At 67.0% G+C, this 20321-nt stretch carries 16 protein-coding genes and 1 tRNA gene; 6 read left to right on the forward strand and 11 right to left on the reverse strand.

Going from position 1 to position 20321, the window contains the following annotated elements:
- Positions 1–49 precede the first annotated feature (49 nt).
- Complete coding sequence (locus C457_RS08520; protein WP_049913456.1) at positions 50–301, forward strand: hypothetical protein; 252 nt, start codon at positions 50–52, stop codon at positions 299–301.
- 1 nt (position 302) lies between these two features.
- Here the strand turns inward: C457_RS08520 and C457_RS08525 are convergent, their stop codons facing one another.
- Together C457_RS08525 and C457_RS08530 are read right to left on the reverse strand one after the other, a co-directional pair.
- Positions 303–533 carry a hypothetical protein gene (locus tag C457_RS08525; protein ID WP_008093673.1) on the reverse strand — a complete coding sequence of 77 codons (231 nt, stop codon included), beginning with the start codon at positions 531–533 and terminating at the stop codon, positions 303–305.
- Positions 534–676: 143 nt separating this feature from the next.
- A tRNA-Lys gene (locus C457_RS08530) sits at positions 677–750 on the reverse strand.
- A gap of 132 nt (positions 751–882) precedes the next feature.
- Here C457_RS08530 and C457_RS08535 point away from each other — a divergent pair.
- The gene (locus tag C457_RS08535) at positions 883–2340 is read left to right on the forward strand and encodes a DHH family phosphoesterase (protein ID WP_008093675.1); all 1458 of its coding nucleotides are present in this window, start codon (positions 883–885) and stop codon (positions 2338–2340) included.
- Between the two features lie 4 nt (positions 2341–2344).
- Here C457_RS08535 and C457_RS08540 read toward each other — a convergent pair whose 3' ends face one another.
- From C457_RS08540 to C457_RS08560, 5 genes are all read right to left on the reverse strand, one after another.
- The gene (locus tag C457_RS08540; protein WP_007274456.1) at positions 2345–2638 is read right to left on the reverse strand and encodes a PRC-barrel domain-containing protein; all 294 of its coding nucleotides are present in this window, start codon (positions 2636–2638) and stop codon (positions 2345–2347) included.
- A 184-nt stretch (positions 2639–2822) separates the two neighbouring features.
- The gene (locus C457_RS08545) at positions 2823–5024 is read right to left on the reverse strand and encodes an LUD domain-containing protein (RefSeq protein WP_049913457.1); all 2202 of its coding nucleotides are present in this window, start codon (positions 5022–5024) and stop codon (positions 2823–2825) included.
- Positions 5017–5520 (reverse strand): LutC/YkgG family protein, encoded by a 504-nt coding sequence (locus tag C457_RS08550; RefSeq protein WP_008093681.1) that lies wholly within the window; start codon positions 5518–5520, stop codon positions 5017–5019. The genes C457_RS08545 and C457_RS08550 overlap by 8 nt, the downstream gene beginning before the upstream one ends.
- 78 nt (positions 5521–5598) lie before the next feature.
- Entirely contained in the window at positions 5599–7434 is a 1836-nt protein-coding gene (locus tag C457_RS08555; RefSeq protein WP_008093683.1) for an Nramp family divalent metal transporter, read from the reverse strand.
- A gap of 122 nt (positions 7435–7556) precedes the next feature.
- A complete protein-coding gene (locus tag C457_RS08560; RefSeq protein ID WP_008093685.1) occupies positions 7557–8198 on the reverse strand; it encodes an HTH domain-containing protein in 642 nt (213 codons plus the stop codon).
- 373 nt (positions 8199–8571) lie between these two features.
- Between C457_RS08560 and C457_RS08565 the strand changes: the two genes are divergently transcribed.
- From C457_RS08565 to C457_RS08575, 3 genes are all read left to right on the forward strand, one after another.
- Entirely contained in the window at positions 8572–10284 is a 1713-nt protein-coding gene (locus C457_RS08565) for an L-lactate permease (protein WP_008093686.1), read from the forward strand.
- Positions 10285–10463: 179 nt separating this feature from the next.
- Entirely contained in the window at positions 10464–13544 is a 3081-nt protein-coding gene (locus tag C457_RS08570) for an FAD-binding and (Fe-S)-binding domain-containing protein (protein ID WP_008093689.1), read from the forward strand.
- A 160-nt stretch (positions 13545–13704) separates the two neighbouring features.
- On the forward strand, positions 13705–14493 hold the full coding sequence (locus C457_RS08575) for a CBS domain-containing protein (protein ID WP_008093691.1): 789 nt from the start codon (positions 13705–13707) through the stop codon (positions 14491–14493).
- Between the two features lie 44 nt (positions 14494–14537).
- On the opposite strand, the gene C457_RS08580 is transcribed toward C457_RS08575, so the two are convergent.
- The 4 genes from C457_RS08580 to C457_RS08595 all read right to left on the reverse strand — a co-directional run bounded on the left by C457_RS08580 (position 14538) and on the right by C457_RS08595 (position 17743).
- Positions 14538–15674, reverse strand: a complete 1137-nt coding sequence (locus C457_RS08580; protein WP_008093693.1) for a pyridoxal phosphate-dependent aminotransferase — start codon at positions 15672–15674, stop codon at positions 14538–14540.
- A 70-nt stretch (positions 15675–15744) separates the two neighbouring features.
- Positions 15745–16533 (reverse strand): helix-turn-helix transcriptional regulator, encoded by a 789-nt coding sequence (locus C457_RS08585; RefSeq protein ID WP_008093695.1) that lies wholly within the window; start codon positions 16531–16533, stop codon positions 15745–15747.
- 234 nt (positions 16534–16767) lie between these two features.
- Positions 16768–17289 (reverse strand): GIY-YIG nuclease family protein, encoded by a 522-nt coding sequence (locus C457_RS08590; protein ID WP_008093697.1) that lies wholly within the window; start codon positions 17287–17289, stop codon positions 16768–16770.
- A gap of 22 nt (positions 17290–17311) precedes the next feature.
- On the reverse strand, positions 17312–17743 hold the full coding sequence (locus tag C457_RS08595) for a DCC1-like thiol-disulfide oxidoreductase family protein (RefSeq protein WP_008093698.1): 432 nt from the start codon (positions 17741–17743) through the stop codon (positions 17312–17314).
- A gap of 106 nt (positions 17744–17849) precedes the next feature.
- Here C457_RS08595 and C457_RS08600 point away from each other — a divergent pair, with 106 nt between their 5' ends.
- Entirely contained in the window at positions 17850–20201 is a 2352-nt protein-coding gene (locus tag C457_RS08600; RefSeq protein ID WP_008093699.1) for a DEAD/DEAH box helicase, read from the forward strand.
- Positions 20202–20321: the final 120 nt, after the last annotated feature.

Genomic DNA, 20321 nt, shown 5'->3' on the forward strand with positions numbered 1-20321 from the left:
CCGGATAACGGTGGTGAGTTTTATCCCTCACGAAAAGAGACATGTTACCATGGAACTGGTGGATGGTGAAACGGTGGCGAGAGGGGTGGAGACGCGCCTCATCCGAGTCGAGCGGGAGATGAACGACCACGGGGCGATGACCGTCCGCGTGGCCGAAACCGGAGAGCTCCGCACCGTGGTGGCGTGTGCGACCTCCGACCTTCGGGCTCGCCTGGCCTCGGCGACGGTGGGGTCGGAGTTCCCGCTTCGACTCGCGCCCTCGCCGGGCCGCGGGAACTCGTGGGTCGTGCTCGGGCGCTGAGTCAGGAATCGAACAGGAGTTTTGCGCCGACCGCGAGGCCGCCGAAAAGCGTCACGAGCACCGCACCGGCGACGACGTCGGCCCCGAACAACACCCCGAAGTCCGGGGTGAGCGCGGCGACGAACCGGTCGGGGTCGAAGCGCTCCCCGACGCCTGTAGCCAGCCCGAAGACGACGGCGACGAGAAGCGTGATGAAGACGAGGACCACTTCGGTCCTGTCGCTCTGGTTCATACTCGGTAGCGTTCGGAGCGGGACATAAAACACCCGAGGGTGGCGACCGAGTCGGTTATCCGACACGAACGACCGAGTCGGTTATCCGACACGAACGACCGAGCCGGAGTCCCGACTGCCGAAGTTGGTCTGAGATGAAGGAATGGGCCGGACGCGATTTGAACACGCGACCGTCTGATTAAGAGTCAGACGCTCTGCCTAACTGAGCTACCGGCCCTTGCAATCTCTCGTAACTGCCGGTAGGTAAAATGACTTTCCTTTCTGTACGACGACGGCAGGGACGCACACGCACGAAACAACGAACAAACGGTGGGTGTTAAGTGGCGGCCGACCGGAGTAGCGGGCAACGATGAGCACAGGGGTCAGCATTTCCTCGATGTCTACGTACGCGATACTCGGCTGTGGGAGCGTCGGGCACGCGGTCGCCGAGGAACTGACAGACGAGGGAAAAGACGTCCTCATCCTCGACAAGGACGAAAGCCGCGTCGAAGCCTTGCGCGACCAGGACTTGAACGCGCAGACGACGGACATCACCGACCCGGAACTGGCCGGCGCCGTCACCGGTCGCGACGTGATTCTCATCCTCTCGTCGGACGTCGAGGCCAACAAGGCCGCCGTCTCGACCATCCGCGACCGCGGCGAAGACCAGTTCATCGTCGTCCGCGCGTCGGACCCCGTCTCCGAGGACGAACTGACGAAACTCGGTGCCGACGTGGTCATCAATCCCTCCGAGGTCATCGCCGACTCGGCACTTCGGAGCGTCGAGTCCGGCGAACTCGAATACAAAGCCCGCCAACTGGCCGACCTCCTGCGCGACACCGACCACGGGATGGCCATCCTCACCCACGACAACCCCGACCCCGACTCACTCGCGTCGGCGGTCGCCTTACAGGCCATCGCCCGCGAGTACGACGTCGAAGCCGACATCCTCTATTCGGGCGACATGGGACACCAGGAGAACCGGGCGTTCGTGAACATCCTCGGCATCGAACTCACCCCGCGGGCCGACTCGAAGCCGCTCGAAGAGTACGGCGCGGTCGCGCTCGTCGACCACATGAAGTCGGGGATGCCCGACCTCGGTGACGCCGACATCACGGTGTTCATCGACCACTTCGAGCCCGACGACGGCATCGACGCCCGCTTTACCGACGTGCGGCCGAACGTCTCTTCGACCTCGACGATTCTCACGAAGTACATCCAGGAGTTCGACCTCAGCCCGTCGCAGGCGGTCGCCACGGCGCTCCTCTACGGCATCCGCGCCGAGACGCTCGACTTCAAGCGCGATACGACGCCCGCGGACCTGACCGCCGCGGCGTACCTCTACCCCTTCGCCGACCACGACACGCTGGAGAAGGTCGAGTCGCCGTCGATGTCGCCCGAGACGCTGGACGTGCTCGCCGAGGCCATCCAGAACCGCGACGTGCAGGGCTCGCACCTCGTCTCGAACGCGGGGTTCATCCGCGACCGCGACGCGCTGACGCAGGCGGCCCAGCACCTCCTCAACCTGGAGGGCATCACCACGACCGCCGTCTTCGGCATCGCCGACGACACCATCTATCTCGCGGCGCGGTCGAAGGACATCCGCATGAACATCGGGAAGATTCTGAGCGACGCCTTCACCGGCATCGGCGAGGCCGGCGGCCACTCCACGCAGGGGTCCGTCGAGATTCCACTCGGCATCTTCACGGGCATCGAATCCAACGACGACAACCGCGACACGCTCCTCCAACTCACCGAGGAAGCGGTAAAGCGCAAGCTCTTCCGTGCGATGGGCGTGGAGGGCGGCGAGAGCGGAAACGGAAGCTAGAACGTCAGACGACGAGCGACTCTTCGTCTTCTTCGGGATTCTTCAGGCGCTCGATGACGTCGTTGATGAGGATGACGTCACCGACGGCGCGGACCCACCGATACGGGATGAGAACGCCCTTTCCGGGTTCGATTTGATTGCGGAACAGTTCGTCGTTCAGCGCCGTCAACGCGAGACCGGTGACCGTCTCGTGGTCCAGGTCGAGGCGGACGTCTTCGACTTCGCCGACGAACACACCGTTGTTCGAGTAGACCTCCCGGCCTACGAGCGTCGTAATCTCTTCGGGCGTCCCGTCCATATCCGCCAACATGGGATGCCGGGTCTTAATTGTTCGTAGCCCACGGCTCGGGGCGCAGACACGCGGCAGACGGGCGTCCGACGCCGGCGAGAAATCGCCGGACAAAGACGTGTTGTTCCGTTGAGAAGATGGCGTTCCTCGCGTCGCGGGCGACGGCCGAGGCGGGGACCGAAACGGGGGCGCGTTACCGCCGCGGCGCGACCAGCTGAATCGGGTGTTGCGTCGGCCGGCTGAGGAGCGAATCGAGCTGTTCCAGACAGGAGGTGCCGCTGGCGACGACCGTGCGGTCTCTGTTCTCGTCGGTCTGGAACTGTCCCTGTAGCTCGGAGCCGACGTCGACGCTGAGTTCGTAGTACTCGGACTTGTAACCGAACGAGCCGGCCATGCCGCAACACTCCACGTCGGAGGTGGCGACGTCGTAGCCGAGGTCCGACAGGACCGCCTCGGTGTGGCCTTCGAGGCCGAGGGTGCGCTGTTGGCAGTGGCTGTGGTAGGCGACGCCCTCTCCCTCGCTCGTCGAGAGCGCGTCGGCGTCCGCGCCGTGTTCCAGTAGGCCGAAGACGTACTCCATGACCTCGTAGCTGACCTCCGAGATGCGCTCGAAGGACTTCTCGGGCAGGAACTTCTCGTACTCGGTTCGGAACATCGCGAGGTCAGACGGCTCGATGACGACGATGTCGCGGCCGTCGTCGATGTGCTCCGCGAGGCCGGCGTACACGTCGTGGGCGTGATCTTCCGCGGTCGCAATCATGCCCTGCGAGAGCGGGGCGCGGCCCGACGAGCGAACGTCGGGGACGATTACGTCGACACCGAGGGCTTCGAGCGTGCGGACCGCGGCCTTCCCGCGTTCGACCTGCACGTGGTTCGTGTACACGTCGGGATAGAGCACGGCGGTCCGGACCGGGTCGTCGACCCGCGAGGTCCGGTTCTCGAACCAGTCTTTCAGCGTCTCGCGCTGGAAGGCGGGGAGTTCGCGGCGGGCGTCGATGCCGAGGAACCGCTCCATGATGTCGCGGGAGACGCCGAGTCCGGCGGCCCAGTTAGAGACGGGCGCGAAGAAGCTCCCGACCTTCGCGGCCGTCTCGAAGTTGCCGAAGAAGCGTTTCTGGAGGCTGACGCCGCCGGGTTCCTCGTCGGGGGTGAGCCCCTCGACGAGCCAGTCGAGTTCGGAGACCTCGCCGCGGTTGACCCGGTCGCGGACGACCGTGTTTATCCACGGGATATCGATTTCGACCGGGCAGGCGGTGGTACACCGGCTACAGCCGGTACAGAGGTCGTTGAACTCCGCGGCGCTGTCGAGGCCCTCGACGCCGGCCTCCCAGCCGGTGCCGATGCCGCCGGAGTAGGTCTCGCCGCCGAAGGCGTGGCCGCCGACGTGCTGGAAGTTGGCGCAGACGTTGGAACACGCCGAACACCGGATGCAGTAGAGCGTCTCGCGCAGTTGGTCGTCCTCGCGCATGTCGAACCGCCCGTTGTCGATGAGAACGAGGTGGAAATCGCGGTCCGTCTCGGTCTCCGAAAGCGGCGTGTCGGGGGCGTCGAAGTCGACGGTCGGCGACTCGACCGGCGGGGTCAGAAGCGAGATGTAGGAGGTGATGTCCTGTCCCGTTCCCGACTTGCCGATGAGTTCGACGAAGGGACGGAGGTCCTCGACGGTCGGGATAACTTTCTCGACGCCGGCGACCGCGACGTGTGTATCGGGCACGACGGCCGTCTTCCGGGCGTTACCCTCGGAGGTGACGAGCGCCATCGTCCCGGTGTCGGCGGTGATGAAGTTCGCGCCGGTCATCCCCACGTCCGCGCCCTCGATGAGTTCGCCGAGTTGTTCGCGGGCGAACATCGTGAGTTCCTCCGCGGTCTCGAGGGGTTCGTCGGGGTCGAACGTCTCGTTGAACAGGTCGGCGATGGCCTCCCGCGACTTGTGGATGGCGGGCGCGACGATGTGCGACGGGGACTCGTCTGCGACCTGCAAAACCCACTCGCCGAGGTCGGTCTCGACCACGTCGATGTCGGCGGCTTCGAGGTCCTCGTTGACCTCTATCTCCTCGGAGGTCATCGACTTCGACTTGACGACGCGTTCGGCCTCCTTGTCCTCGCAGACCTCGCGGATGTACTGGTTCGCGTCGGCCGCGTCGTCGGCGATGTAGAGCGTGCCGCCGTTGGACTCGACGGTCTCGCGCAGTTGGTCGATGAGTTCGGGGAGGCGCTCGATGGCGTCTTCCTTGATGGCCCGCGCTTCGGACTTCAGCCCCTCGTAGTCGTCGAGCGTCTGGACCGACTGGTAGCGACCCTCGTTGAACCCGCGGGTGCTCGTGCCGACGGCGTCGCCCTCGGTCTCCATCAACTGTCGAATCTTCGCCGCCTTGGCCTCGCGCGCCTTACTCATCGAGAATCACCACGTGGACTTCCTTCGGACCATGCGCTCCTTTCACCAGCGCGCCCATGTCGGCGGTGGCGCTCGGGCCGGTGGCGATAATGGCCGAGGAGTGTCCCGTGCGGAACTCCTCGCCCAGCCAGTCGAACGCCTCGGGCATGCCGGGGACGATATCCGACCGTCGGAGGACGGCGACGTGGAGGTCGCCGAACAGACTCACCGGCTCGATGCCGTCGGGCGTGCCCTGCACGACGACGCTCCCGTAGTCCGCGATGCCCAGTCCCGCGGCCGTGATACCGGCGTTCGCCTCGCGGAGGTCCGCGGGGGTCGGGTCGGTGTTCACCCAGCCGGGGAGCTCGACGCCGTCGTACGGAAGTTCCACGCCGATAGTCGGGTCCGAACAGAGTCCTTCGAGCACGTCCGCCAGCCTATCGGAAGACGCGTGTGTCCAGCCTACTTCGAGTCGTTCGAGCGAGTCCTCGAACGTCGCAACCGTGCCGGTTGACATACGTTGAGCTAGCGCGTTCTACATAATCGTTCTTCGGGTTCAGACACCTCGCTGTCGGTTAATTATGAAGGATGAGAGTTAGGGGAACCGGCCGGCCGCCTCGTCCGCGTCGGCGACCGTTCCGGCCGCCTCGCGCTTACCGGCGGTGGACTTCGTCACCGCGTACGTTTGCACGACGAAGTAGCCAGCCCAGAGGAGGTAGCCGCCGGTGCCGCTCCCGAGGACCGTCGGAACCGTCCGGAACGTCTCGAGACCGACGGTGGTCAGCCACGTCCCGATGAGGAGGACACTGAAGTAGCCGTAGAAGCCCGTCGCCCACCACATACCGACGACGCGCGCCCAGCCGGGTTGGACGTGTTCGGGGAGCCGAGTCGTGTTCATCACGAGGACGAGCGCGGTGTAGGGCCACATCATCACGCCGGACATCGCGGCCCCGACGACGAGGAAGAAAAACGGCTCTTGACCCTCGAACGGCGAGGAGAAAAGCAGGATGATGACGACGCCCCAGACGCAGAAGGCGGTGAGGAGCCGCCAGAACAGCTTCGGGAGGTCCCAGCCGGCCTCCCGGCCGTAGGACTCGTAGAGGGCGTCGGCGCTGTTGCGGACGAACGACTCGACGATGGCGTACTCGGTGGTGAACAGCGCGACGAAGAGGACGGCGAAGACGAGAACGGAGCCGACCGGGCCGAGCAGCGGGACGACGTCTCCGAGCCACATCTGGATGGCGTTGGCGGTCGACCCCGACGCGTAGCGGATGGCGACGCTCATCAGCGCGGGGGCGACGAGGAGCAAGCCGAGGACGAACGTGAGCAGGTGTTCGAGTTGGACGACGCGCCACCAGCCGCGCCACCGACGGAGATTCGTCAGAGTCGGACGGAACGCGAACCCGTCGCGCTCGATGGGTTCGGGGTCGTCGCCGCGGAGCGGGTTCTTCACGCGCCCCTGATAGTTGCCCATACCGTAGCCCTTCTCCCGCATCCAGAGGCTCTGCGAGAGGTTCAGGTAGCCGCCCGCGCCGGCGAAGGCGAGGCCGCCGAGGAAGACCGCGATGTCGAGCCCCTCGGGGAGCGTCCCGACCGAGCCCGCGGCCGCGGGGAGGTCGGCGAACTCGACCCACGAGCCGGTGACGGCGACGAGCAGCAGAGCCGCGCCGATGGCGACGAACAGGAGGCCGATCTGGAACACCTCGACGGCGTTGTACATGACCGACGACACCTGATACGACAGCCAGATGACGCCCATCAGGACGGCGGCGACGAGCTTCCACGTCGCGAGCGACGCGCCGAAGAGTGCGACCGACCCGTCCAGTCCGAGCGCCGTCGTGGCGACCTGCGCCGCGCCGGCGGCCCAGCCGGGCCAGCCGAGGCTGATGAGGCCGCCGACGAGGAACGCCCACGGCCAGTACGACCCCACGCGTGCGAACGCGCGGAAGATGCTTTCGCCGGTGGCGAGCGTCCAGCGCTGAAGCTCCGTGTTGATGAGGAACTGCGTGAAGACGCCGACGACGAACGCCCAGAAGACCCCCCAACCGTACTGCGCAGTCAACACGGGCCAAAAGAGCGTCTCGCCGCTGCCGAGCGACGCCCCGAGCATGATGGCCGAGGGGCCGACGACGTGTCCGACGCGAGGGACCCGCGGGAGGTCGGCGAGGCGGAACGACCCGCCCTCACCCGATTCGGGGTAGTCCTCCGAGTCGTCTGACTCCTCCAACTCCTCGTAGCGAAGCGGGAGATACCAGGTGCCGCGGTACTGCTTTCCCTCGACCTCGGAGGCGTAGACGTCGTCGCCGCCGGCGACGCTCGGTTCCGTCGAGGAGGCGGACTCCGGGGGTTCCCCGTTTGAATCGTCCGAATCGGCGGGGGCGTCCGACCGCGCGGACGCGTCCGCGTCTGAACCGGGGCGACCGTCGCTCACGAGACGAGACACCCCGGAACGGCACTATCGGACGGCGAATCCCTTGACATCGATGCGTTTGCCGGGATTGTGGCCCGATGGTGTATAAATTCGTAGGGTGGCTGTCGCGTTCGAAAACCGGACTACCCGCCGAGGAAGTGCCAGATGTGGCCGCGCTCTTCCGGCGGGTCGACGCCGGGCAGTTGCTTGAGCGCCGGCTGAATCGCGTTCCACCAACCCTCGGCGGACTCGAAGCCGGCGGGGTAGTCTCGGTACACGTCCCGCAGGAAGTCGGCCTTCTTCGCCTCCGGGTGGTCCGTGAGGTACTGGTACGCCGCCGACAGCGCCTCGCGGCGGGCGTCCAGCATCGGGCCGCTCCCCGGCAGGTCGGCGCGCTCGATGGCGGACGAGACGGCGGGCGGGTGGTCGAGGCCGTCGGGGTCGTCGGCCTCGCCCGCAACCGCGGTTTCAGGGGAAGAGCCCGGGTCGGTCGAACCCGCGGCCCGTCCCACAGTCGAGTCCGCGTCGGCGGCCATCGGAATCCAGAACACGCGACTCCGAGCGCCGACCTTTCGAGTGGCGAGGTCGCCGCGTTCTTCGAGTTCGTTCAGTTTGTTGTGCGCGGTGCGCCGCGAGCAGTCGAGCGCCTCCATCACGTCGGTGGCGGTCAGCGGACGGGCCGCGTCGTCGCGCGCCTCGAACACCTCCAAGACGGCGTCCAGCGAGATGCGTCCCACGTACTGTCCGTGCTCGTTTCGGGAGCGCGCGCGAGACTCATCGTCCATGAGATGTCCTTTTCACACGACTGCATAAGCCTTTGCACACGAGTGTACTTCCGATTCATTCGTGTGTTATGGCCGAGAAACACGTGTGAAGTGGTCGTTTCGAGAGTCGAGGGTTCGATTTCGGCTCCGAACCCGAACAGACAGAATAGACCATGTAAGACCGTAAATCGGCGTTTAACCGCGTATTTGGCGCAGTATCCACGAGTGTACTGGGTTGTGTACTCCGGGGAAGACGACCGAAACCAGATATGTCATAAATAGCGACGAACGATAGATATTTATCACAAAAGTTGTGTAGCGGATTCCACGATGCACCGCATCAGGCACGAATCTGGAACGGCACAGGCTGGAACGAACTGTGGGGGTGTGCGGCATGGTTAACGCGACCGACGCGCTCATCGCTCTGCTCCCGCTCATCACCATCGCCTATCTGATGGTCGGGCGGTACTGGCCCGCGACGCGGGCGATGCCCGTCGCGTGGCTCGTCGCAATCGGGGCCGGCGTCCTCGGCTGGGGCATGACGCCGCAGTGGGTTATCGCGTCGACCATCAACGGCTTCATCACCGCCTCGAACATCCTGTACATCGTCTTCGGGGCCATCTTGCTCCTGTACACGCTCAAGCAGACGGGCGCCTTCGACGCCATCAACAACGGCTTCGCCTCCATCAGCGAGGACCGCCGCGTGCAGGTCGTCCTGCTCGTGTTCCTCATGGGCTCGTTCATCGAGGCGGCCGCCGGCTTCGGCACGCCCGCGGCAATCGTCGGCCCGCTCCTCGTGGGCCTCGGCTTCCCGCCGCTCGCGGCCGTCGTGGTCGCGCTCACGGGGAACCTCATGGCCATCACCTTCGGCGCGGTCGGCACGCCGCTCATCATCGGGATGATAGACATCTTCGACGACGTGCCGGTCATCACGAACGCGCTCGACGCGCAGGGCACGGGCGTCGAACAGTGGGTGTCCGAAATCGCCGTCTTCGCGGCGATGAACCACGTCGTCGTCGGCGTCGTGCTCCCCTTTATCGGCGTCGCCATGATGACGCGCTTCTTCGGCGAGGAGCGCTCCATCAAGCCGGCGCTCGAAGTCCTCCCCCTCACGCTGTTCGCGTGGGCGTCCTTTTCGGTGCCGTACTTCCTGACCGCCTACTTCCTCGGACCGGTGTTCCCCGGCCTCGTCGGCGCGATGGTCGGACTGCTGCTCACCGTCTCCGCGCTCAAGGCCGGCTTCTTCCACCCCGACGAGGAGTGGGACTTCGCGCCGCAGACCGAGTGGCCCGACCACTGGGTCGGCGACATCCAGCCCGGCGAGACGAGCGAGCGCGGCGGCGCGGTCGCCGCCGACGGCGGCGTCGTCCAGCAGATGTCGCTCTGGAAGGCGTGGACGCCGTACGTCCTCGTCGCGGCCCTGCTCGTCGTCACCCGCGTGTTCGACCCGCTGACGAGCTTCCTCACGTCGAATCTCGTGTTCGAGTACGCCAACATCTGGGGCACGGACCTGACCGGCGACTTCCAGTTGCTCTACCTGCCCGGTGCGGTGTTCCTCGCGGTCCATCTCGTCACTATCGGCCTCCACGACATGGACACGGCGGCGGTCAAAGCGACGTGGGCCGAGACCATCGAGAAAGTCACGCCGGCGGTCATCGCGCTGCTGTTCGCCGTGGCGACCGTCCAGATAATGCTCCAGTCGGGTAACGCGACGGGCACCGACAGCATGCTCATCGTCCTCTCGGAGGGGATGGCCGGCATCGCGGGCGGTGCCTACCCGTTCTTCGCCGCCTTCGTGGGCGCGTTCGGCGCGTTCCTCGCGGGGTCGAACACCGTCTCCGACATCCTGTTCGGCACCTTCCAGTACGGCGTCGCCGACCAAATCGGCACGCCGAAGACCGTCATGCTTGGCGCGCAGGCGGTCGGCGGGGCCATCGGCAACCTCATCGCCGTCCACAACGTCGTCGCCGCGCTCGCGGTCGTCGGCCTCGTCGGCGAGGAGGGTCGCGTCATCCGCCTCGAACTCATCCCGCTTTTGTACTACGGGACCGCGACCGGCGTCCTCACGCTCCTGTTCAGCTACGTGCTGTTCCCGGGCGTGTTCTGACCGGACGGGGGTCCCGACAGGACCGACCTGAATTGTCCCGGCCCGACTCGAACCGGACCGAACCGACTCGGTTCGGGTCGCGAATCGACGCGCAAACCAACCGCGCGCGACCCGGACCGACACCCGTCACCGGGTGTCTTTATCCGTTCACGCAAACCGACATACGACAGAGCTAATCAATGGCATCCAACACGCACGAACCGGCCACCGACCCCGCGCTCGCTGGCGATTACGACTACGTCAGCGACGACGTCGAGCGGCCGGGGCTGGTCGAAGACCTCGAGTCCCTCGTCGAGGGCGACGTGCGCTTCGACACCTACACGAGAACACTGTACGCGACCGACGCGTCGGCGTACGAGCAAGTCCCCATCGGCGTCGTCATGCCGACCTCGACCGCCGACGTGGCGGCGGTGATGGAGTACTGCGCCGACCGCGAAATTCCCGTCCTCCCCCGGGGCGGCGGCACGAGCCTCGCCGGCCAGACCGTCAACGAGGCGGTCGTCCTCGACCTCGTCCGCCACATGGGCGGCGTCGAGGAAATCGACCCAGAGGCGCGGACGGCCACGGCCGAAGCGGGCGTCCGCCTCGGCGAACTCAACGAGGAACTCGCCCCCCACGGTCTGAAGTTCGCGCCCGACCCGGCGTGGGGCGACCGCTCCGCGCTCGGCGGCGCAATCGGCAACAACTCCACCGGCTCGCACTCGCTGAAGTACGGCAAGACCGACTACTACATCGAAGAGCTGGAAATCGTTCTCGCGGACGGCACGGTGACGACGTTCGGCGAGGTGAGCGTCGACGAACTCCGCGAGTCCGGCGACCCCGACGGCGACCTCGAAGCGCGCGTCCACGCGGAGGTCGCGCGGATACTCGACGAGGAGGCCGACGAGATTTCCGAGCGCTTCCCCGACCTGAAGCGCAACGTCTCGGGCTACAACCTCGACATGCTCGTCGACGAGATGCGCGGCGAGCGCCGCACGCCGGACGATACCGGCATCGACGAGGACTGGGAGGCCGGCCGCGTCAATCTCGGTCGGCTCATCGCCGGGAGCGAGGGTACCCTCGGAATCGTGACGAAGGCGACCGTCTCGCTGGAGGAGATTCCGAACACCGCGTCGGTGGCGCTTCTCACCTACGACGACGTCATCGACGCGATGCACGACGTCGCGCCCATTCTCGAACACGAGCCGGCGGCCGTCGAGGTCATGGACGACGTGCTGCTCGACCTCGCTCGCGACACCGCCGAGTTCGCGGACGTGGTCGGCATGCTCCCCGAGGGCACGGACTCGACGCTCCTCGTGGAGTTCTACGCCGACTCCGACGAGGACGGCAAACAGAAGGTGGCGAACCTCATCGAAGACCGCGTCATCGACCCCGCCGGCACCGAGTTCGACCCCGACGAGGGCTCGGCCTCGGTGACCGAAACGGAGCGCCGCGCAACCGACTTCATGGAGGCCCACGACGCCGACACCCGCGCGAAGTTCTGGAAGATGCGCAAGTCGGGGCTCCCGATTCTCCTCGGTCGGACGACCGACGAAAAGCACATCGCGTACATCGAGGACACCGCCATCCCGGCGGAGAACCTCCCGGCGTACGTTTCGGACTTCCAGGCCATCCTCGACGAACACGACACCTTCGCCTCGTACTACGCCCACGCGGGGCCGGGCGTCCTGCACATCCGCCCGCTCGTCAACACGAAGACGGTCGAGGGCGTCGAGACGTTCGAGGCCATCGCCGACGAGGTGACGGACTTGGTCGTCAAGTACGGCGGCTCCGTCTCGGGCGAACACGGGGACGGCCGCGCGCGGACCCAGTGGAATCGCAAGCTGTACGGCGACCACCTCTGGAACGTCTTCCGCGACCTCAAGACAGCGTTCGACCCCGACTGGCTCCTGAACCCGGGGAACATCTGCGGCGACTACGACATGACCGAGAACCTCCGATTCTCGCCCGACTACGAGTTCGAGGCCGGCTTCGAACCGGCGCTGAACTGGGACAACGACAACGGGTTCGAGGGCATGGTCGAACTCTGTCACGGCTGTGCGGGCTGTCGCGGCCAGCAGTCCACGGTCGGCGGCGTCATGTGCCCGACGTTCCGCGCCGCCGAAGAGGAGATTCAGGCGACCCGCGGCCGCGCCAACATGCTCCGGCAGGCCATGAGCGGCGGGCTCCCCGAAGACGAGATGTTCACCGACGAGTTCGTCGACGAGGTGCTCGACCTCTGTGTCGGCTGTAAGGGCTGTTCGAAGGACTGTCCGAGCGAGGTCGACATGGCGAAGATGAAAGCAGAGGTCGTCCACGAGTACCACCAGCGCAACGGCTCCAGCCTCCGCGACAAGCTCTTTGCAAACATCGACTCGCTGTCGAAGCTCGGGTCGGCGTTCGCCCCGCTCGCCAACGCGGCGACGAAGGTGCCGGGCGCGCGGACGGTCATGGAGAAGACCGTCGGTATCGCCAAGGAGCGCTCACTCCCGAGATTCCACTCGACGAGTTTCGTGGACTGGTTCGAGAGCCGCGGGTCGGCCGACATCACCGAGGCGCAGGCCGACCGCAAGGTGCTGTTGTTCCCCGACACCTACACGAACTACAACCACCCCGAGGTCGGCAAGGCCGCCGTGAAGGCGCTGGAGGCCGCGAACGTCCACGTTCGGATTCCGGAGGGCGTCGCCGGCTCCGGTCGGCCGCCGCACTCGAAGGGCTTTCTCGACAAGGCCCGCGCCGACGCCGAGCAGAACGTCGAGGTCCTCGCGCCCTACGTCGAAGAGGGATGGGATATCGTCCTCTGTGAACCCTCCGATGCGGTGATGTTCCAGTCGGACTACCTCGACTTGCTCTCCGGCGACGACGTGGAGACCGTCGCGACCAACGCCTACGGCGTCATGGAGTACGTCGACGCGTTCCGGCTCGACGAGTCGCTGTCGTTCCTCCCGCAGGATGAGTACCTGACGTACCACGGCCACTGTCACCAGAAGTCCACGAAGAAGGACCACCACGCGGTGGGCGTCCTCCGCCGCGCCGGCTTCGAGGTGGACCCGCTGGACTCGACGTGCTGCGGGATGTCCGGCTCGTTCGGCTACGAGGCCGAACACTACTCCATGTCGAAGGCCATCGGGAACATCCTCGAAGGCCAAGTGGCCGAGAGTCCCGGCGACGTGGTCGTCGCCCCCGGCGCGTCCTGCCGGACCCAACTCGAAGACATGGACGGCGCGGACGACGATCCGCCGCACCCGGTCGAGGTGCTCGCGCGCGCCATCGACGCGTAACGCGGACGCCGCGGCGGCGCTCCGACGGCGCGCATCGCGGGCCCGACTCGGACGCGACGCCGGTCGTCGTCCCACCTCGTTTTTCGTCGCAGATACGTTTAGGGCGCTCCGCGGTCAACCGCGGGACGACCGAGATGCGAGTGAACCACCAATGACACCGATGGAACTCGACGACGTTCGCGTCGACGCGTACATGACGACCGACGTGGAGACCGTCGGGCCCGACGCGTGGGTCACCGACGTGGTCGACCGACTCAAGGCCGGCCCGCAGTACGGCGGCCTCCCGGTCGTCGACGGCGACGACCACCTCCTCGGGTTCGTCGGCGCGATAGACCTCTTGGAGGTCAACGGCGACGTGCGGGTCGAGTCGGTGATGAGCCGCGACCTCGTGGTCGTCCGCCCGGAGATGACGGTGAAGAACGCCGCGCGCGTCATCTTCCGCACCGGCCACCAGTTCCTCCCCGTCGTCGACGACGACCGGGTGCTGCTCGGCCTCTTTTCGAACGGCGACGCGGTGCGGAGCCAAATCGAGCGGACGACGCCCTCCAAGGTCCAGAGCACCCGCGAGATGCTCGAACGGACCCACGACGCGTCAATCAGTGTCGCCGAGCGCGAAGTCGAGGTGGACTCGCTGATTCCGACTCAGCGAGAGGTGTACGGCGACGAACTCGAAGGCCGGAAGTACGAACTCCAGAACGGTCTCGCGGAGCCGCTCATCGTCGTCTCCCACGGAGCCGAGACGCTCCTCGTCGACGGCCACCACCGGGCGATGGCGGCGAGACGCCTCGATATCGACCGGATGCTCGCGCACGTCCTTTCGGTCTCCCCGGAAGAGGTCGACGAACTGGGTCTGCGGAGGATGGCCCGCGTTGGGGGCCTCCAGTCGCTCGCGGACGTGGAGGTCAACGACTACCTCCAGCACCCGCTCATCGAGAAGACCGAGCAGTAGACCGGAAGCGCCGCCGGGAGGTACGAGTCGGAGCGGTGGCCGAGTTACTCGGCGAGGTCGTCGAGCGCGTCGCCGAAGGCGGCGAGTCCGGCTTCCATCGCCTCGGGGTCGCCGCCGAGGGAGATGCGGAACGACTCCGGCGCGTCGAAGAAGCGACCGGGGACGACGAGCACGCCGCGGTCCCACGCGGCGTCGGCGACCGCGTCGCCGTCGGCGGAGACGTGGTCGAGGAAGGCGAACGTCCCGCCGGCGTGGATGCGGCCGTCGAGTTCGTCGCGCTCGGCGACGAACGTGGCGAGGAGGTCGTGGTTCGCCGAGAGGTGTTCGCGGGCGGCGGCCTCTATCTCGTCGCCGTGGTGGAGCGCGCGCCGGGCGAGTGTAGTGCTCGGCTCGGCGACCGCGGGGAGGTACATCGACGCCGAGCGGGCGCGGGAGACGACTTCTTCGGGGCCGATAATCCAGCCGACTCGGAGCCCACCGAGGCCGTAGAACTTCGTCAGCGACCCGGTGACGACGGTGTTGTCGAGGCCCGACGCCGTGATACCTCCGAAGGGACCGTCGGCGGCCGGGTCGACGAAGGGCGCGTACACCTCGTCGACGAGGAGGTAGCCACCGGCGTCGGCCGCGGCCGACGCGACCTCGGCGAGTTCGGCGCGCGGCGTGAGTTTGCCGGACGGGTTGTGGCGGTTGGTGACGATGGCGTAGGCGAAGGCGTCGGTCGAGGCCCCGTCGAGGCGATGGGGTTCGAGTTCGTAGTCGTACTCGGGCGGGCGGACGAAGCGGTCGACGCGCGCGCCGAGCGCCTCGGACGTGGCCACGAGCGGCTGGTAGCCGGGTTTTTCGACGAGCACCTGCGGGCGCGAGGCGTCAGGCTCGTCGTCTTCTTCTTCGGCGTCTTCCTCGCCGGTCGCGAGGCCGAGGAGCGCGCAGGCGGCGAGGAAGTTCGCGTTCGTCGCGCCCGCGGTGACGAGGACCGACGACTCGGAGACGCCGTAGCGCGCCGCGAGCTGGCCGGCGAGCGTCGCGTCCTCGGGGTCCGAGCGACCGGAGAGAACCGGCGGGACGAGGTCGTCGCCGCGCCGGGACGACCCGAGGTCGCTCGTCGCGAGGTCGTGGGCGGCCTCGTCCGCCCGGTCGACAATCCACTCCAGATAGGGGATTTCGGGGAACGTCGTCGTCATTGGGACTCCTTCGCGGTGGCTCCCGTAAGTCGTTGGGGTCTCGCGGACATCGGCCGCGGCCGCGGGGTCGTCAGCCCCCGTCGACCGGCGGTCGGGGGAGCGACGAGGCGTCCGCCCGACAGTCTTCGATGCGCTCTCTGGCCCACGCGACCGCCGCGGGCGAATCGTTGTAGACGACGCCCGCGAGGCCGCGTTCGGAGTACGCGACCAGGAACGCGACGGGGCCGTCCGGGAGGTCGGAGACGACGAGACTGTAGGGAAGCGATTCGACCGACCGGAGCGAAAAGGAGCTGACCGACCACGCCTCGGCGAGCTGCGGCCGATAGGCGGTGACGAGCCGTTGGACCACGTCGTCGGTGGCGACGAGGTCGACCGGGGTGCCGTCTTCGACGACCGCCCGGTGGTAGGCGTCGACCTGCGAGGGAAGCGCCCCGCGGACGAGGCCGCGTATCGACGTCGAGCCCTCGACGAAGGACGTGAGCTTCGAGAGCACGGGGCCGAGGCCGTCATCGGTGGCGACGACCTCGCAGCCGTCGAGGAAGACCGGCGCGAGCGGCGCGTCCGAATCGAGCGAGTCGAGCACTGCGGCGGCCGCGTCGATGTCGTCCAAACACTCGACGAAGTTCGAGTACGTGTCGAGCGCCATTCGCCCGGCGAGCGTCGGGCGGTGGACGCGGTCGCTCGTCTCGACGAAGCCCGCGCGCTCTAACTCGCGGAGGCCGCGGTCGACGGTCGAGCGCGACACTGGGAGCCCGCTCACGAGTTCCGCGGTGGTCCGAGGCTGGCGAACGACGGCCTCGAGCACGTCAGCCCGCGACGCGAGCACGTCGAACACCTCGTCAGCCTCGGACCGAACCATGTCGAGCTACATGAACGTCGTACTACTTAAAGAACAGGAGAATCGGCCACAAGCATATAAAGAAACATCGTATTTATATATGCCAAGTCACGGTATGACTGAGTGATGCGATGGGTGAAGTAAAGCGTGTAGCAGCAGTATGAGGGTATGCCGGGGTGCCTCTGACAACCGGCTTTTCGTCCGAACCGGGGTGCCCGGTCCGGTTCGGGCGTCAGAGGGGGGAGACATCCCCCTTCACATTTTGCTTCGAAATGCTGCTTCGACGAGCGGTGTCGCCGTCTCGACCGAGTCACCGCGCGCGAGGTGCGCGTCGCACGAACAGTCCGACGAGCCGAAGCCCTCGATTGGGGTCGAACCGAGCGAGGACGCGAGTTCGGTCGCGACCGCGCACTCCACGTCGCGGTCGGTAACGCAGACGACGCGCGCGAGTTCGACGGCCGGATGGCCGCCGAGGTAGTCGACGTGCCAATGGCGAGCGTCGTGGTCGCCGGCCGCGACGCGCCGATGGCGGAGGACGCGTCGCAATCCGCCCGTTCCGAACGCGCTCCCGACGTAGACGTAGGCACCGGCGGAAACGCGGTGCTCGCCCAACGCGCCGACGTCGATGGTCGCCGCGGGCGCGTCGAAGACCAGCGCGTACGTTCCGGCGGGCGACCGAGAACCGAGGGCCAGCGGGTCGTCGTCGGTGCCGAGGACGGCGGGGTCGAGCGTGTGGACTGTCGGATTCTCGTCGGTCGAGTTCTTCGGGCCGGTCATCGGTCGGAGTGCGTCGCCCCGACTACGAAAGCTCGGCGGGTCGCGGCTCGGCGTTGTCGAGGAGGGACGAAAACAGCTCGGCCGCGTCGGCGTCGAGGTCGTAGACGCTGTGGACGTCGTCGGGGTCGCGGCCGCGACCGCTGGCGGCGCCGACGACCTTCGCTATTCTGTCGTAGTTGTCGCGGACGAGACTGCCGAGGAGGCCGGGCATCCCGGCCCGGTCGGTGAGTTCCTTCGCGGCGGCGCGGCCGGCGTAGACGCGGCTCTCCCGCCGGTCGACGAGGACCATAGCGAACGGCACGTCCGCGAACTGGGCGTCGAGGAACGCCTGCGCCGCGTCGTCGTACCACGAAATCGCTTCCACGTCGTCGAGGCGCTTCAGCGCCGACGCGGCGACCGAGCAGTAGGCGCACTCACCGTCGTAGATGAGGACGGCGTCCGCGGATTCGTTCATGCGCTTCCGTCGGGACGCGAAGAACAAAAACGGCGCGGCTACCGTGGCTCGTGCTACCACCTCAGAACTGCGACAGCGTTAGGGCGGCCACGTCCGCAGTAGGCGTGTGGACGACCTCATCGAGTGGCTCCGGACCAGACCGTACTACGAGGGGCAGATTCGGTCTCACCGCCGGTTCGAAGCGCGCGAGCCCGCCTTCGCCGACGTGGACCTCGAACCGCGACTGGCGTCGACCCTCGAAGACCGCGGCATCGACCGACTCTACCGCCATCAGGCCGAGGCGGTCGAGGCGGTCCGCGACGGGAACAACGTCGTCTTGGCGACGCGGACCGCCAGCGGCAAGAGCCTCGCGTACACCGTGCCGGCGTTCGAGCGGGCGATGGACCACGGCGGCCGGACGCTCTATCTCGGCCCGCAGAACGCGCTCGTCGCCGACCAACTCGACACGCTGTCGGACCTCGCTCGCGGCCTCGGCTTCGGCAGCCGCGTCTCGGTCGACCAGTACACCGGCCGGCTGTCGAAGTCCGAAAAGCGCGAGGTCAGAAAGCGGATGCCGACGGTCCTACTTTCGAATCCCGACATGGTTCACTACGCGCTTCTCCCGCACGCCCATCGGCTGTGGGAGTGGTTCTTCTCCTCGCTGGAGACGGTCGTCATCGACGAGGTCCACGGCTATCGCGGGGTGTTCGGGAGCCACGTCGCGCTGCTCCTCCGTCGGCTCAAGCGCGTCTGCGAGCGGTTCGGCTCCGACCCGCAGTTCGTCTGCTGTTCGGCCACTATCGGCAACCCCGTCGAGCACGCCGCGCGCATCACGGGCGAGCGGGAGGACACCTTCGCGCTCGTCGACGAGGACACGAGCGGGACCGGCGAGACCAACTGGCTCCTGTGGAACCCGCCGGAGTACGAGAACCCCGAGGCCGGCGGGTCGGGGCGGCGGCGCTCGGGCCACGTCGAGACCAAGAACCTCTTCGTCGACCTCGTCGCCCGCGGCCACCAGACGCTGGCGTTCACCCGCGCCCGACAGGCGGCCGAACGGTACGCCTCCGAGAGCGCGAGCGACCTCAGAAGCCGCGGCGAACACGCGCTCGCGGGGGAAATCGCGGCGTATCAGGCCTCCCTGACTCACGACCGGCGGCGGGAGATAGAAGCCGGCCTGCACGACGGCGACATCACGGGGGTCTGGAGCACCAACGCGCTCGAACTCGGCGTCGACGTGGGCGGGCTCGACGTGGTGCTCATCGACGGCTACCCCGGCACGCGGATGTCCGCGTGGCAACAGGCCGGACGGGCGGGTCGCGGCGATAGGCCCGCCTTGGTCGTCCTCGTCGGCGGCGAAGACCAACTCGACCAGTACCTGCTGAACCACCCCGCGGAGTTCTTCGACGGCGACCCCGAGCGGGCCGTCTCGGACCCGGAAAACGACCACCTGCTCCCCTCGCACGTCGCCTGCGCCGCCGCCGAGAACTGGCTCTCGACCGGCGACGAGTCGTACTTCGGCGGGTCGTTCCCCGGCGTCGTCTCGGGCCTCGAAGCCGACGGAACGCTGGCGCGCCGGGAGACGGACGAGGGGCTCCGGTGGACCCACGACGGAAGCGAGAGCCCGCAGCACGCGATGAGCCTCCGGACCATCACCGACCGCGAGGTCCAACTGATGGACTCGCGGAACGACGAGACCATCGCCACGCTGGCGTTCGACGACGCGCTTCGAGACGCCCATCCCGGCGCGGTCTACCACCATCAGGGACAGACGTACGAGGTCGCGGAGCTCGATTTGGACCGCGACGTGGCACGACTCCAGCCGACGTGGGCGGACTACTACACCCGCGTTCTCCACGACAAGCACATCACGGTCGAACGGGACATCCTGTCGAAGCCGCTGTCGACGTGGTCCGACGTGGAGGTCCGGTTCGCCGAGGTGACGATGCGCAAGCAGATTACGGGGTTCGAGCGTCGCGACCCGAAGCGCGGGACGACCATCGGCCAGCAACTGCTCGACCTGCCGGAGACGAGCCTGCGAACGAAGGCGCTGTATTTCACCGTCCCCGGCGACGTGGAAGCGGAGATGCGGGAGCTATCGAGCGACCGCGCGGAGGGGCGCGACTACGGCTTCAACGGCGGCATCCACGCCGCGGAACACGGGATGATTTCGCTGTTTCCGCTCCGGCTCCTCTGTGACCGCGGCGACATCGGCGGGCTCTCGACGCCGTACCACAGCCACACCGACCAATCGACAATCTTCATCTACGACGGCCACCCCGGCGGGGTCGGCATCACGCGCGCCGGCTACGACATCGCCGAGGGACTGATGCGACAGACCGCCGAACTGATTTCCGACTGTGACTGCGAGGACGGCTGTCCCTCCTGCGTGCAGTCGCCGCAGTGCGGGAACGCGAACGACCCGCTGGCGAAGGATACGGCGGTCCTGCTGTTGGAGTCGCTGACGGGAACGCGGGCCTGAAGCAGCGAGACGGGCGTGAATCGCCCGCCCTCGCCGACCCACCGAACTAATTATCACTACATCGCCATTTCAGGCCCGCTATTCGGAACCAACAGCTATTTTTGGGAAGCCTAAATTCAT

It is taken from the genome of Haloferax prahovense DSM 18310 (assembly GCF_000336815.1).
Taxonomy (GTDB): domain Archaea; phylum Halobacteriota; class Halobacteria; order Halobacteriales; family Haloferacaceae; genus Haloferax; species Haloferax prahovense.

Coding starts and splice junctions, on each gene's coding strand:
- C457_RS08520 (WP_049913456.1), top strand. CDS start 50: ATGGAACTGGTGGATGGTGAAACGGTGGCGAGAGGGGTGGAGACGCGC.
- C457_RS08525 (WP_008093673.1), bottom strand. CDS start 533: ATGAACCAGAGCGACAGGACCGAAGTGGTCCTCGTCTTCATCACGCTT.
- C457_RS08535 (WP_008093675.1), top strand. CDS start 883: ATGAGCACAGGGGTCAGCATTTCCTCGATGTCTACGTACGCGATACTC.
- C457_RS08540 (WP_007274456.1), bottom strand. CDS start 2,638: ATGGACGGGACGCCCGAAGAGATTACGACGCTCGTAGGCCGGGAGGTC.
- C457_RS08545 (WP_049913457.1), bottom strand. CDS start 5,024: ATGAGTAAGGCGCGCGAGGCCAAGGCGGCGAAGATTCGACAGTTGATG.
- C457_RS08550 (WP_008093681.1), bottom strand. CDS start 5,520: ATGTCAACCGGCACGGTTGCGACGTTCGAGGACTCGCTCGAACGACTC.
- C457_RS08560 (WP_008093685.1), bottom strand. CDS start 8,198: ATGGACGATGAGTCTCGCGCGCGCTCCCGAAACGAGCACGGACAGTAC.
- C457_RS08565 (WP_008093686.1), top strand. CDS start 8,572: ATGGTTAACGCGACCGACGCGCTCATCGCTCTGCTCCCGCTCATCACC.
- C457_RS08570 (WP_008093689.1), top strand. CDS start 10,464: ATGGCATCCAACACGCACGAACCGGCCACCGACCCCGCGCTCGCTGGC.
- C457_RS08575 (WP_008093691.1), top strand. CDS start 13,705: ATGGAACTCGACGACGTTCGCGTCGACGCGTACATGACGACCGACGTG.
- C457_RS08580 (WP_008093693.1), bottom strand. CDS start 15,674: ATGACGACGACGTTCCCCGAAATCCCCTATCTGGAGTGGATTGTCGAC.
- C457_RS08585 (WP_008093695.1), bottom strand. CDS start 16,533: ATGGTTCGGTCCGAGGCTGACGAGGTGTTCGACGTGCTCGCGTCGCGG.
- C457_RS08590 (WP_008093697.1), bottom strand. CDS start 17,289: ATGACCGGCCCGAAGAACTCGACCGACGAGAATCCGACAGTCCACACG.
- C457_RS08595 (WP_008093698.1), bottom strand. CDS start 17,743: ATGAACGAATCCGCGGACGCCGTCCTCATCTACGACGGTGAGTGCGCC.